This is a genomic window from Massilia violaceinigra (assembly GCF_002752675.1).
In the GTDB taxonomy this organism is placed as follows: Bacteria; Pseudomonadota; Gammaproteobacteria; order Burkholderiales; family Burkholderiaceae_D; genus Telluria_A; species Telluria_A violaceinigra.
In genome coordinates this window covers 861359-876219 of sequence record NZ_CP024608.1, presented here as the reverse complement: position 1 = coordinate 876219, position 14861 = coordinate 861359, and the positions used below count along the sequence as shown (strand labels likewise).

Sequence of the window (14861 nt, the reverse complement as noted above, 5' to 3'; positions counted from 1 at the left end):
TTGTTGCCTTGGAGCAGCGCGACGCGCCTGTGGAAAACTAAATAAAACATTTGTTGTATGAAACACGAAAATGTCTAATTTAAGACAAAACCCGCGCAGGGCTGAGCGCCCTGCGCGGGAATCGGCACGGTTTAAGGCTGTGCGGCCCCCTGGCGGCGCACCCGCAATTCCACCTTGTGCGGGCGGCCGTCATCGACCAGCTGAATCACATTCATCGGCTGCGGCACGCCGTCGACCGTCATCGCATCGGCTTCGGCGGCCTGCACCGAAATCGCATACATTGTCTCGCGATAGCGGTACTGCAGCTTGAAGCCCGGCCAGTCGGCCGGCAAGTGCGGCGTCATGGTCAGCTTGTCGCCGGCCAGGCTCACACCCAGCAGCGACTCGACGATCAGGCGATACATCCAGCCCGACGAACCCGTGTACCAGCTCCAGCCGCCACGGCCGATGTGCGGCGAGACCGCGTACACGTCCGCCGCCACCACATACGGCTCGACCTTGTACAGGGCCGCGCTTTCCGGCGTACTGCCATGCTGCACCGGATTGATCATGCGCAGCAGCTCCCAGGCGCGCTCGGTGTCGCCCATCTTGGCGAACGCCATCGCGGTCCAGATCGCGGCGTGGGTGTACTGCCCGCCGTTCTCGCGCACCCCCGGCACGTAGCCGCGGATGTAGCCGGGATTAAGCACGCCATCGTCGAACGGCGGATCGAGCAGCTGCACCAGGCCGTAGTCGCGCCGCACCAGGCGCTCGTCGACCGCCTTCATGGCCGACGCCGTGCGCTGCGGATTGGCCGCGCCCGAAATCACGCCCCAGCTCTGCGAGATCGAATCGATCTGGCATTCGTCGTTGGTGTGCGATCCGAGTGGCGTGCCATCGTCGAAGTACGCGCGGCGATACCACTGGCCGTCCCAGGCATTGGCTTCCACGTTGGCCGCCAGCGTGGCTGCCTCGGTTTTGCAGGTTTCGGCGAACGCGTGGTCGCCGTACACCACCGCCACTTCCGAGAATCGCTGCAGCACTTCGTACAGGAAGAAGGCCAGCCACACGCTCTCGCCCTTGCCTTCGTTGCCGACCCGGTCCATGCCGTCGTTCCAGTCGCAGGTACCGATCAGCGGCAAGCCATGTTCGCCGAAGCGCAGGCCGCGCTTGATCGCCCGCACGCAGTGCTCGTACAGGTCGCCGGTCTGGCTCGAACGCCCGGGCATGTCGTAGTAAGACTCTTCTTCCTGCTTGAGCGGGCGCCCTTCGAGGAACGGCGCCGGCTCGGTCAGCACGCTGCGGTCGCCGGTGCCGATGACGTAACGGTGCGCCGCCAGCGGCAGCCACAGATAGTCGTCCGAACAATGGGTACGCACGCCGCGGTCCGATGGCGGATGCCACCAGTGCTGCACGTCGCCTTCCACGAACTGGTGGGCCGCGCACATGAGCAGGTGCTCGCGCAGCAGGTGCGGCTCGGTGTGGATCATCGACATCGCATCCTGCAGCTGGTCGCGGAAGCCGAAAGCGCCGCCGGACTGATAGTAGCCGCTGCGCGCCCACAGGCGGCAGGCGATGGTCTGGTACATCAGCCAGCCGTTGGCGATCACGTCGAGCGACGGATCGGGCGTTTGCACCTGGATCGCGCCGAGCGTGTGGTCCCAGTGCTTGCGCACCATCGCCAGCGACGCCGCAGCGGCCACGCTGCCGCTGTATTTCTGTACCAGGCCGCTGGCGTCCGCATTGCGGCGGCCACCAACACCGAGCATGAACACCAGTTCGCGTTCCTGGCCCGGCTGCAGTTCCACCATCACCTGCAGCGCGGCGCACGGGTCGAGCGCGGCGCCGATCTTGCCGGACAGGCGCGCGCGTCCCATCGCCGCCGGACTGGCCAGCGTGCGGTTGCGGCCGATGAATTCATTGCGGTCGGCGGTGAAGGTTTTCTGCGGCGCGTCGACGTGGAAGAATCCCACGCGGCCGGTGAACTCGGTGTTGTAGGCGTTGCGCGCGAAGATCGCGCCACTCATCGGATCCTGCTCGGTGGTGACGTGCATGGCCGACTTGGCGCGCAGGTCGCCCAGCACCCATTCCACGTAGCCGGTAGCCGACAGGCGGCGCGGCACGGTGCTGTCGTTGCGGATCTTGATGACCGAGTACTTGACCGAGGCGTCGAGCGCCACGAAAGTGGACAGTTCGGTGTGAATGCCCTCTTCGCTGTGCTCGAACACGCTGTAGCCGAAGCCGTGGCGCGTGATGTATTCACCCGCCGCGCGCACCGGCAGCGCGGTCGGCGACCAGAAGCGGCCGGTCTGCTCGTCGCGAATATAGAACGTCTCGCCACTGCTGTCCGACACCGGGTCGTTGGCCCACGGCGTGAGCCGGAACTCGTGCGCGTTCTCGCTCCAGGTGTAGGCCTGGCCGCTCTCCGATACAACGCTGCCGAAATTCGGGTTGGCCAGCACGTTGGACCACGGCGCCGGCGTGCGGTTCTGGCCATCGGTGCGGATGACGTATTCGGTGCCGTCGGCGCTGAAGCCTCCCAGTCCGTTGTGCAGGATCAGGTCGCGTGCAGCAACAGCAATCCCGGCGCGTGGCTGGTACTCCTCGCCGCGCGCTTCGACCACCAGCGGCGCCAGTTTCGGCGCCACCGGAACGGCGCGCTTGACCTGGTCGGCCAGGGTGCCCCGGCTGTCGGAAATGATGGCACGCGCCACCGATTGCATCAGCACCCGGTCTTCCTGCGCGATCTGGTCGAGCAGGCGCACGAAGATGCCGCCCGGACGGTCGATCGCTTGCGCGTCGATGCCGGAGGCGATCAGGCCCATGATCTGGTCGTGCAGCAGTTGGCGGTAACCCGACTGGTCTTCGTACCAGATGACCAGGTCGACCACCAGGCCCTTGAGGCGCCAGTAAGCATGCGCCTGCACCATCTGGCGCGCCAGGTCGATGTTGGCAGGGTCCTTGATCTGCATCAGCACGATCGGCAGGTCGCCCGAAATCGCGTACGCCCACAGGCCGGACTGGCCGCGCTGGTTGCGAATCAAGATGCCGGCATCGGCGCGCAGCGAGGCATTCGGGTAGATCACCGTGCTGGCCAGGCGGCTGTACAGCTGCGCGTCCGATTCGGTGGCGTTGAGCTGGCGCAGCACGACCTGGCTGTGCGTCCATGCCAGTTCGAATACGCGGTCGGCCAGATGGCGGTCCTGGTATTTGTCGATCAGGTGCACGGCCTGTTCGCGCGTTTCGGTCATGCCGGTAACGATGTCGAGCACCACCATCTGGTCCGGTTCCAGGGTCACCTTGTAGCGGATCGCGACCACCGGATCGAGCACCGACCCTTCGCTGCCGCCCAGCGGCTGCGGTTCGAGCATGGCGCGCGGGGCGACCGTGCTGTTGGCGCGGCCGAGGAATTCGCTGCGGCTCGTTTCGTAAGAAACGTCCATCAGCACGCCATCGTGCACCGTCATCAGGTTCAGCATCCATGGCATCTGCTCGTCCTTGGCGCGCGGACGGCGGGTGCACAGGATCGCGTTTTCGTTGCGCAGGATTTCGGTCTGCACGAACAGTTTGCTGAACGCCGGGTGGGCGTTGTCGGCAGCCGCCGGCGCCATCACCACTTCGGCGTAGCTGGTGAATTCGATGGTGCGCTTGACGTTCGACTTGTTGGTGATGCGGGTGCGCCGCAGTTCGATGTCGTCTTCCGGCGACACCACGATTTCGGTGTACAGGTCGAGACCACGGTCATGACGGCGGAATTCGGCGCGTCCTTCCGAGAAGATGACTTCATACGACTGCGGTTCGACCAGCGTCGGCTGGAAGGCGGTCGACCAGAAATGGCCGCTGTCGACGTCGCGCACGTAGCAGAAGTTACCCCAGTTGTCGGAGGTGCCATCTTCGCGCCAGCGCGTCACTGCCAGGTCTTTCCAGCGGCTGTAGCTGCCGCCGGCGCTGGTGACCATCACGTGGTAGCGGCCATTCGACAACATTTGGACTTCCGGCTGCACCGTGGTGGTCTGGGTGATGATGCGGGTAGCGGAGGTCGACACTTCCTGCGCCGGGGCGCGCATGACGGCCAGTTCGGCGGTGTTGGAATAGAAGGCGCCGGCGCGCGGCACGCGTTCCTGCAGCACCAGCAAGGTGGCCTGGAACAGCGGATCGGACTCGAAGCGGCGCTGCATCGGACGGTCGTGCAGCAGATAGCTCAGGGCCAGGAAACCCATGCCCTGGTGGTGCGCCATGAAGGAGCGGATCACGGCAAAGGTCTGGCCGCGCGGCAGGCGTGCGGCGGTGTAGTCGATCGCTTCGTAGAAGCCATGCTTGCCCATGAAGCCCAGGTCGGCCATGCGCTGCAGGTTTTCGACGGCGGCGTCGGGGTTCACCATCAAACCCATCATGGTTGCGTACGGGGCGATGACCAGGTCGTCGGCCAGGCCGCGTTTCAGGCCCGTGCCCGGCACGCCGAACGCGCGGTACTGGTAATTGAGGCTGGCGTCGACGGTGTTGTAGCCGGATTCGGAAATCCCCCATGGCACGTCGCGCTGCTTGCCGTACTCGATCTGCGCATTGACGACCGAATGATAGGTCTGGTCGAGCAGCGTGTTCTGGTAGGTCGGCATGACCAGCAGCGGCATCAGGTACTCGAACATCGAGCCGCTCCACGACAGCAGCAATTGCTCGTTGCCGATGATGCACAGCTGGCGGCCCAGCGCGAACCAGTGCTCTTGCGGGAACTGGCCCTGGGCGATGCCGACGAAACTGCACAGGCGCACTTCGGACGCCAGCAAGTCGTAGCAGGCCGCGTCCAGGCGGCGGTCGGATACGTTGTAGCCGATCGCCAGCAGGTTGGTCGTGGTGTTGTACATGAAGCGGAAGTCCATGTTCGCGAACTCGCGCGCCTCAAACGCCATGCGGTTGATGTCCGCGATGCGCTGGGCGGCGCGGGCGCTGCCCTGGGCCACCAGGTCGGTCAGGGTTTGCTGGCGTTCGCGCTCGCTCGGGGCGAGGTCGGTGCTGGCACTGCCGGTGAGGGCAAAGTTGGCCAGTTCGCGCAGGGTCGGAATGCGCGTCAGGCTGGTGTCGACCACGTATTCCTGGGCCGCACGCATCCACGGCGCCAGTTGCAGCAGTTCGTCGCGCGCGGTGTGGCACTGCTCGGCGAGCTTGTCGGCCCAGCCCTGCAGGTTCGGTTCGCCCACCGGATGCATGGCGGCCAGAATGGCGTCGGCGCAGCTGGACAGGCGCGCCAGTTCGGCGGCCATGCCGGGCAGGCTTTCGGTTTCGCGCACGCGGTCGGCCGACAGGTGGCTGCGCATGGCGTCAATCGCGGCCTTGACGGCCGGACCGGCATCGAGCGCGTGTTCCTGCACCACGTTCAAGGTGATGGCGATGCCGTCCAGGGTCTGCTTGCCGACGATCGGCTGGTCGGCCAATTGGGTCAGGCCCGGCGCCAGCGTGAGCAGGTGGCCGGCCAGGTTGCCGCTGTCGACCGCCGAAATGTACATCGGGTGCAGCGGGTTCAGGGTCAGCGTGTCGTACCAGTTATAGAAGTGCCCTTGGTGACGCTCCATGCGCGCCATGGTGTTGAGCGTGTCGCGGGTGCGCTTGAGCAGGCGTCCGGTGGTGATGAAACCGAAGTCCCACGCCGTCAGGTTGGCCAGCAGCGCCATGCCGATATTGGTCGGCGAGGTGCGGTGCGCAACCACCTTGACCGGATGCTCCTGCATGTTGTCGGGCGCGAGCCAGTTGTCTTCCGCCGTGACGTAGGTCTCGAAGAAGCTCCAGGTCTTGCGCGCCAGCGATTCGAGGAACAGGGTCTGCGGCGACGACAGTTCGGTCGCGGCGCGTTCTTGCGGAAGGCTGATCCACCATGCCACGACCGGTGCGAAGAACCACAGCAGCAGCACGGGCGCGGCGATCGGCAGCGCTTCGCGGTGGAAGTAAGCCAGCAGGACGGCGGTGGCCACGGCCAGCACCGGCGAGATCCACATGCTCTTCCAGTTGCTCTCCATATCGGTACTGGAGCGGTTCAGGCTCGATGGACGCCATTCCAGCAGGCGGCGGCGCGTGACCAGCATGCGCCACGAGGCGCGCACGATGGCGTCGAGGCTGAAGTGCGCTTCGTACGGCAAAAAGGCCAGTTGCAGCGCGGAGTGGCCGAACATCAGGCGCGCGCTCTTGAACGCGGTCGCCAGATGCTGGCGCCACAGGACGTCGTGCGGTTTTTCGATGATGTCGAACATGGCGCTGAAGAAGGTCGGCAAAAAGATCACCGCCAGCACGCCCAGGGTCCAGAACAACGGGGTCGGCATCAGGACCCAGCAGAAGATCAGCAGGGCGGTCAAGGTGGTGGCGATCAGGCTGCGGCGCAGGTTGTCGAACAGCTTCCAGCGCGACAGCGCGCTCAAAGGATTCGATTCGCGCTTGCCGTTCGCGCCAGGCACGCGCGGCAGCAGCCAGCCGGCCAGCTGCCAGTCGCCGCGAATCCAGCGGTGGCGCCGGCTCACGTCGTCGCTGTAGCGCGCCGGGTATTCTTCGTACAATTGGGCGTCGCTCAGCAAACCGGCGCGAAGGTAGCAGCCTTCGAGCAGATCGTGGCTGAGAATCTGGTTGTCGGGCAGGCGGTGGCCGAGCACCGTCTCGAAGGTATCGACGTCGTAGATGCCCTTGCCGACGAACGAGCCTTCGTAAAACACATCCTGATACACGTCGGAGACGGTGCGGGTGTAAGGGTCGATGCCCGGTTCGCCGCCGCACAGGTGCTCGTAGCGCGAGGCGGTGTCGCCCGGCAGCGCCGCGGCCACGCGCGGCTGCAGGATGCCGTAGCCTTCGACCACGCGTTTGCCGGCCTTGTCGAGCGTCGGGCGGTTCAGCGGATGCGCCATGGTGGCGATGAACTGGCGCGCGGCGTCGCGCGGCAGCTGGGTGTCGGTGTCGAGCGTGATCACGTAGCGCACGTTGGCCAGGCCGTCGGTGGAACCGGCGACCATGGAGAACTGGTCGTGCGCGCCGCCGCGCAGGAATGCGTTCAGCGCGGCCAGCTTGCCGCGTTTGCGCTCGTACCCGATCCAGGCGTTTTCGCTGGCGCTCCACACGCGCGGGCGGTGCAGCAGAAGGAACGGTTGCAGGTGGCAGCGCGACATGGCCGGCTCGCCATCGGCGCCGAGAATCTCTTCGTCGACGTCGCAGCCGTATTTCTCATTGAGTTCGGCGATGGTGGCGCGGGCTTGCTCGACCAGGTCTTCGTCGCCCGGCATGTGCTGCTTGGGGGCGTCGACGAAATCGGTCAGCAGGCAAAAGCGCAGGTTCGGATCGCGGTTGGCCAGGTAGCGTACTTCCAGCGCTTCGCACAGCGAAGCCACGTTGTCGCGGCTGTACAGCAGGGTCGGAACCACCACCATGCTGCGCGCATCGGTCGGGATGCCTTCCTTGAAGTCCATGCGCGGCAGCGGGTGCGGGCGCGTGAGCTGGGTGGCCATGAAGTTGACCAGCGCCAGCGCCAGCTGGCTCGATCCGAGCAGGGCGAACACGCCCAGCAGCGCCAGCATCCAGTCGTCGACGCCGTCGGCGCGCGCGTGGATGATGGCGGTGCCGGTAAACAGCAGGGTGAGCACCACGATGCCGCCAAGGTAGGTCGACAGGGGCGAGGCGCGCCCGCTTTTATTGAGCGCTTCGAGCGGCGGATTGCGCACGGCCAGGCGCTTTTCGAGCTGCGCCTGGCCGCTGCCGACCAGGTAGTAGCCGATGTGGCGGGTACGTTCATCCAAGCCGCCGGCCGCCAGCGAGCGGTTCGCCAGCGCCAGTTCGAGCGCGGTTTCGGCGACCTGCACTTCGGTGAAGTCGCTGCGCTTGGCCAGCTTTTCGATCACGTGGCGATAATTGTCGCGCGTGGAGAAATCCATCTTGCCGTAGGTGCCGGCCGGGTCCAGGCGCAAGGTCTGTTCGACCGCGCTCATGGTTTCGACGAACTCCTGCCAGTCCATGGTGCCGAGGAAGCGCAGGCTGCCGATACTGTTGCTGATCGAGACCTGGTCGGCGGCCTGCTGGCCGATTTCGGCCTGGATCTGCTGCTCGATGGTCAGGCCGGCGTCGGCCAGGCGCGTGGTCACCCACTGCAGCGCCAGCGTCAGTGCCGGGCTCTGTCCCTGCAGGCGGCGCGCCAGTTCGGCCACAAAACCGCTGTTCATCGGCTGGCCGGAACGGGCCATGTCGGCCACCAGCAAAATCAGGTCGCTCGGATTTTTCTCGGCCGTCTCGGCCATCTGGTCGGCCCAGGTGTTGGCGCGGTCGCGCTGGACGCGGTTGTCGTACACGCGCGCGGCCACGCGGCGCAGGTTCTCGATCAGCGCGATGCGCAGCATGATCGGAATGGCCCACAGTTCGCCGAGTCTGAGCGTCGCCACTTCCTGGTAGGCGTCGACGAAGCGCGACAGGCTCTCCGGATCGACCCTGCCATCGCCGTGCGAAATGATTTCGAGCGCGATCTGGTACACGCGCGGATTGCCGTCGGCATCCTCATTGGCCAGGCGCGGCAACTCCTTGGAGTAATCCTTCGGCAGGTGGCGGCGCGCGATGCGGATCTGCTCTTCGACCAGGTAGAAGTTATCGAGCAGCCATTCGGATGCGGGCGTAATCTGTCGCCCCGCCTTGATCGCGGTGGTCAGTTCCGTGCAGGTGTCGGTGATGACTGTCGCGTTTTCGGTCAGCCGCGGCAACAGGCGGTCGGGACCGCCGCGCTCGCTGAGCTGGTGGGAGGAGGCAAGATGCTTGCCGTGCATCGCCATTTGGGCGGCGCTGAACAATTCCGAGCGCAGGGGAAATTCATCGTCGACGGGTCGTTCGCCGTCGAGGACGTTGCGCCAGGCATAGAGCGTGTCCGCTAATTTAGTGTTTTCTTGGTTCAACAGAGACCTCGCGTGGGCATGAGTAGCCAACACGCTGCGGGACAGCGAGTTGCGACCGGGTCGTACGGCTGTTGCAATCTTATAACGATACCATGTTCACGACTGTGCGCCAGCGAACATTTCGAGGTTGTCCGTCAGAAGCAAGCTGAACACTTTTGGATTGCACCTTGCATCATGGCTGGTGATACAGGGCATCAAACGATGAATGCTGTTATTGAAAGCGCGTGCCGATGGCCGCGAGACGCGCTCCAGGGCTGCGCGCCCTGAGCCCCCCGCCTCCGCGTTTATGCCGCCTGCGGCAACATCGCGCCCAGTGCCACGCCGCCCGCCACATGCCAGGCATTGCGGTAGCCCAGGCGGTGCAGGCACTGCGCCGCCTTGACGCTGCGCGCGCCGCTGCGGCAGAAGAACACCAGCGGGCGCTCTTCGGCGCGCAGCCACACCGACAGGCGGTCGGCCAGGCGCGACAGGGGCACGCTCTGCACCGCGCGTCCGTGCCAGTGGTCCGCGTCCGCCGCCGCGTGCTCGTAAGCTTCGCGCACGTCGATCAGCAGCGCATCGGGATGGTCGTTGAAGAAGCGCTCGAGGCCATGCGCCTCGAGCTGCATCGCCAAGGGGTTGGCGGGTGGTGCTGCGCCGCCGCGTTCAGCCACCAGGGTGGTGCAAGGCAGGCTGCCCGCCTCGCACGCCGGACAGACGATGGTCTTGCGCGACACCAGTTCCGCCAGTTCTTGAATGACGGCGTCCGGCCCGGTGAAGGCAAAGCGCACGTCGCCGGCGGCCAGGCCCGCGGCAGAGCGCTCGCCGAACAGGTAGCTGGCGCCGCTGGCGTGCGCCACGCGCGCCAGCACGCGGGTGCCGAACATCAGGGCACTGGCGACCTGGCCGTTATCGAGCGTGGCTTCGTCGTCCAGCACGGGCCAGCCCAGCGCTTCGTGGCTGATGCCGCCGGCAAGCTGGCCGCCCAGCGCCGCCACCAGGGCTGCACGGCCGTCACCGGCGCCGCCATGCGTGTCGATCACGGCGCGCACCCGGTAGCCCTGGCAGCGCACCTGGTCGGCGATGCGCACCGCCAGCGCGGCGAGCGGATTGATGATGGCGCAGGTGCGGCTGGCCGCGTCGAGCACCAGCCAGGTACAGGCGCCGTCGACACCCAGTTGAACCACGCCGTCGCTGTCCTGCGCGGGCGTGGCCGACGGGATCAGGCAACTGGCGCGCAAGGCCGCGCCGCAGCGGGCGATGCGCTCGCAGGCGGCGTCGATCAGGGCGTCGTCCGCCATCGGCCCGAACGACATGCGCACCGCCGCGGCGCAGCGCCACGGGGCCAGCTGCATCGCCGTGAGCACATAGCTGGGCGCGGCCTTGGCCGCCGAACAGGCCGACCCCGCGCTGACGCGCACGCCGGCGGCGTCGAACAGGTCGAGCAGTTCCTTGCCGGCCAGGCCAGGCACGGAAAAATTGAGGGTGGTTGGCAGCGAGTGTTCGAACGGCGCATTGAAGACGATGCCAGGCAGCGCCGCGCGCAGGGCCGCGGCCAGCCGTTCGCGCATCCGGACCAGTTGCGCGTGGGTGCGAAAGCTCGCGCCATCGTCGAGCGCCGCGAGCACCGCGCCCAGGGCGGCGATGCCGCTCATGTTTTCGGTGCCGGAGCGCTGCCCGGCTTCCTGCCCGCCGCCCATCATCAGCGCGGTGTAGGGCGCTCCCTCGCGCACATACAGCATGCCGATGCCCTTGGGCGCATACAGCTTGTGGCCCGAAAACGGCGCGTAATCGATGCGGGTCGCGGCCAGGTCCAGCGTGAGCTTGCCGAGCGCCTGCACGCTGTCGACCATCCACAGCGCCGTGGGCGCGCACTCGCGCAAGAGCGCTTCGATGCCGGCCAGGTCGGAGATGGTGCCGCTTTCGTTATTGGCGGCCATGGTGCACACGAAGGCAGCGCGTGGCGCCAGTTCGCGCAGCACATCGAGCCGGTGGCGGCCGTCGGCGTCGACCGGCAGCGCGCGTAGTTCCAGGCCGGTGCCGAGCAGCGCGTTCCAGTGCGCCAGGCTTTCGGGCACCGCCTTGTGTTCGGTGGCGCCGTACAGCAGCAGGTCGCCGGTCGTTTCACCCCGGGCGCGGCGCGCGCGGATCTCGCACAGCGCCGACAGCACCGCGGTCTGGATGCCTTCCGTGGCGCCGCTGGTAAAGGTCAGCTTGCCCTGCCCCGCGCCCAGCACGCGGCGCGCCAGTGCGCGCACACCGTCGAGCATCGCTTTGGCCTTCAGGCCGGTGGCGTGGCTGCTGCTCGGGTTCCCGTAGCAGTCGCGCATGGCCAGGGCGGCGGCGGCGATGGCGGCCGGATGAACGGCCGAGGTGGCGTTGGCGTCGAGGTAAATTTCAGTATGCATGGCAGGTCCGGGCAGTGGCAACAGGATGGTGAAACGTGGATGTCATTCTTGCGTGATATGTTAACGTCTTAAACGTGAGAAAATATGCCAAAATTTGCTGGTATTCGCACCCATTAAGCATATTCATACCAAATTTCAGCGGAAAGCAGAATGAGTTCTCTCGACAAGTATGATTGCGCCATCCTCGCGGCCCTGCAGGCCGACGGAACCCTGTCGATCGCGGCCCTGAGCGAGAAGGTCGGTCTGTCCAGCACCCCGTGCTGGAAGCGCGTCAAGCGGCTGGAAGAAGAGGGGTATATCCAGAGCCGCGTGAGCATCATCAACCGCGACAAGGTCGGGCTGCCGGTCACCGTGTTCGTCAGCGTGCGCACGACGGAACACGACGAAAAATGGCTGACCCGCTTCGCCGCCGCCGTCATCGCCCTGCCCGAGGTGATGGAGTTTCACCGCATGAGCGGCGACGTCGACTACCTGCTCAAGGTGGTCACCACCGATATCGGCGGCTACGACCTCTTTTACAAGAAGCTGATCAAGACGGCGCACCTGACCGGCGTGTCGTCGGCGTTCTCGATGGAGCAGATCAAGTACACCACGGCGCTGCCGCTCGACCTGATTTTGAAGCGTCTTCCTGCCTAAAACGGCATATAAAATTGTGCAGAATCGTGCGATGATGCCGCTGTCCAGATCAGAGGAGAGACATCGTATGGCATCGAACAACAAGAGTATTCCCTTCGCCGCGGCGGCCCTGCTGCTGGTATCCCAGGCCGCGCTGGCGCAGGAGCAGGTCGTCAAGATCGGCATCACCGGCCCGCTGTCGGGCGCCAACGCCTTTGCCGGCAAGGACAACGAAAACGGCGTGCGCCTCGCGGTGGAAGAACTGAACGCCAAAAAGGTCAGCATCGCGGGCAAGACCATCAAGTTCGAACTCCACTCCGAGGATGACCAGGGCGATCCGAAAGCCGGCGTGGCGGTGGCGCAAAAGCTGGTCGATGCCGGTGTGCGTTTCGTGCTCGGGCCCTACAACTCCGGCGTGGCCATTCCCGCCTCGCGCGTCTACAACGACGCCGGCGTGATCATGTCGACCGTCGGCACCAACCCCAAGGTGACGCAGAACGGCTACAAGGGCGTGTTCCGCATCGTCGCCAGCGACACCCAGCTCGGCGGGTCGATGGCCGGCTATGCGGCCAAGCAGCTCAAGCTCAAGACGATCGGCGTGATCGACGACCGCACCGCCTTCGGCCAGGGCATCGCCATGGAATTCGTCAAGCAGGCCAAGGCCTCCGGCATCACGGTGGCGGGCCACGAGTTCACGACCGACAAGGCGACCGACTTCGCCGCCATCCTCACCAAGCTGAAATCGAAAAACGTCGATGCGATTTTCTTCGGCGGCTACGCGCCCCAGGGCGCGCCGATGGTGCGCCAGATGCGCCAGCTCGGCCTGAAGGCCAAGCTGCTCGGCGGCGATACCCTGTGCAGCCCCGAAATGGCCAAGCTCGGTGGCGATGCGGTCGGCGAAAACGTGCTGTGTGCCCAAGGCGGCGCGATCCTCGACAAGCAGGCCGACGGCCCAGCCTTCCAGGCCCGCTACAAGGCGCGCTTCAAGCAGGCGCCGGACGTGTATGCGGCGTCGTTCTACGACCAGACCATGTTCATCGCGCAGTCGATGAAGTCGGCCAATTCGCTCGATCCGTCGGTGGTGGCCGCGGCCATGCGCGCCAGCACCTACAAGGGCGTGGTGGGTTCGTATGCTTATGATGCGAACGGCAATATGAAGCAGTCGACCGTGACCGTCTACACCTTCAAGAACGGCGTGCCTTCCGCGCTGGCCACCTACTGATGCGCGCGTCCTTGCTGCTGGCGGCGGCGCTGGCCGCGTCGGCCGCCGCGTCGGCGACCGCACAGACACCGGCCGCGCTGACACCGCCGCTGGCGCAGTTCGGCATTGCGCAGCAAGCCATGCCGGCTTTTATCCAGCGCTACCAGCTCGATTACGCCAGTCTCGACAAACTGTACACGGTGGCCAACGGCACCGCCCGCGCGCGCCAGATGCAGGAGTTTTTCGAGCAGTGGCGCGCGGCGCTCGATGCCCTGCCGTTCGACAGCTATGGCGTGGAAGACCGCATCGACGTGGTCATGATGCGCAGCCAGATCGAGTTCGAGCTGCGCGAACTGGCGGCCCAGCGCAAGCGTTTCGCCGAGGCCGAGCCGCTGGCGCCGTTCGTGCGTCCGCTGATCGACATGGCCGAAGCGCGCCGCGTGATGCAGGCGCAGGATGGCGCGGCCAGTGCGGCCGTGCTGCAGCGGGCGCTGGTGGCGGTGCGCAAGGCGCAGGAAACACTGCTGGCCGGCGCCGACATCAACGCGCCCAAGCCGATGGCCTCGCGCAGCGTGGCCAACCGCGCGGCGCAGGTGCTGGCATCCACCGCGAAGGACCTGAAAGCCTGGTACGCGTATTACGAAGGATACGACCCGCAGCTCACGTGGTGGGTCAAGCGCCCGTACGCGGACCTGGACAAGGCCATGAGCGATTACGCGGCCAGCCTGAACGAACGGCTGGTGGGCAAGGCGTCCGTCAAGCTGCTCAATGTGACGGGCGACCCGATCGGGCGCGAAGGCTTGATGAGCGCCCTGCAGCGCGACATGATCCCGTACACGCCGGAAGAACTGATGGCGCTGGCCGAAAAGGAGCTGGCCTGGGGCGAGGCCGAACTGCGCGTGGCGTCGGCCGAAATGGGTTTTGGCAGCGACTGGCATGCGGCCATGGAAAAGGTCAAGACCATGTATGTGACGCCGGGCGAGCAGCCGGCCATGGTGCGGCGCCTGGCCAAGGAAGCCATCGATTACATGGCGGCCAACAAGCTGGTGACGGTGCCGGAAGTGGCGCGCCGCAGCTGGCGCATGGACATGCTCTCGCCCGAAGCGCAGCTGATCAGCCCATTTTTCCTGGGCGGCGACACGATCCTGGTGTCCTACCCCACGGCCGACATGACGCACGAGCAGAAGCTCATGTCCATGCGTGGCAATAACCCGCACTTTTCGCGCGCGACCGTGCAGCACGAGCTCATTCCAGGCCATCATCTGCAAGGGTTCATGGCGGATCGCTACCAGCCGCAGCGCCGCCTGTTCGACTCGCCCTTTTTTGTGGAGGGCTGGGCCGTGTACTGGGAAATGCTGCTGTACGAGCGCAAATTCGCCGTCACGCCGGAAGACCGGATCGGGATGATGTTCTGGCGTAATCACCGGGCGGCGCGCATCCTGTTCTCGCTTGGCTTCCACATGGGGAAAATCACGCCCGAGCAGGCGGTCGAGATGCTGATCAAACGCGTCGGCCACGAGCCGGATAATGCCCGCGCCGAGGTGCGGCGCTCGTTCAACGGCGATTATCCGCCGCTGTACCAGGCCGGCTACATGGTGGGGGCGCTGCAACTGCGCGAACTCAAACGCGAGCTGGTCGACGGCGGCAAGATGACGCTGCTTCAATACCACGACCGCATTCTCGAAGGCGGCGTGCTGCCCATCGAACTGGTACGCGCGCGCCTGAAAAACGAGAAGGTCGCGCGCGACTTCAAGCCGCTCTGGCGCTTCTACAAATAGC

5 protein-coding genes are annotated in these 14861 nt (G+C 65.8%); 3 read left to right on the top strand and 2 right to left on the bottom strand.

All coding sequences use genetic code 11. The features are described from left to right. Window positions 1–131 precede the first annotated feature (131 nt). Together CR152_RS04030 and CR152_RS04025 are read right to left on the bottom strand one after the other, a co-directional pair. Entirely contained in the window at window positions 132–8879 is an 8748-nt protein-coding gene (locus CR152_RS04030; protein WP_307718562.1) for a glycoside hydrolase family 94 protein, read from the bottom strand. A gap of 284 nt (window positions 8880–9163) precedes the next feature. Then, a complete protein-coding gene (locus tag CR152_RS04025; RefSeq protein WP_099873789.1) occupies window positions 9164–11266 on the bottom strand; it encodes an aminotransferase class V-fold PLP-dependent enzyme in 2103 nt (700 codons plus the stop codon). 150 nt (window positions 11267–11416) lie between these two features. On the opposite strand from CR152_RS04025, the gene CR152_RS04020 reads away from it, so the two are divergent. From CR152_RS04020 to CR152_RS04010, 3 genes are all read left to right on the top strand, one after another. Then, window positions 11417–11902, top strand: coding sequence for an Lrp/AsnC family transcriptional regulator (locus CR152_RS04020; RefSeq protein ID WP_099873788.1), 486 nt, complete (start codon window positions 11417–11419; stop codon window positions 11900–11902). A 67-nt stretch (window positions 11903–11969) separates the two neighbouring features. After that, window positions 11970–13103: a branched-chain amino acid ABC transporter substrate-binding protein gene (locus CR152_RS04015; RefSeq protein WP_099873787.1), complete on the top strand. Its 1134-nt coding sequence runs from the start codon at window positions 11970–11972 to the stop codon at window positions 13101–13103. Continuing rightward, window positions 13103–14860 carry a DUF885 family protein gene (locus tag CR152_RS04010; protein WP_099873786.1) on the top strand — a complete coding sequence of 586 codons (1758 nt, stop codon included), beginning with the start codon at window positions 13103–13105 and terminating at the stop codon, window positions 14858–14860. The genes CR152_RS04015 and CR152_RS04010 overlap by 1 nt, the downstream gene beginning before the upstream one ends. Window position 14861: the final 1 nt, after the last annotated feature.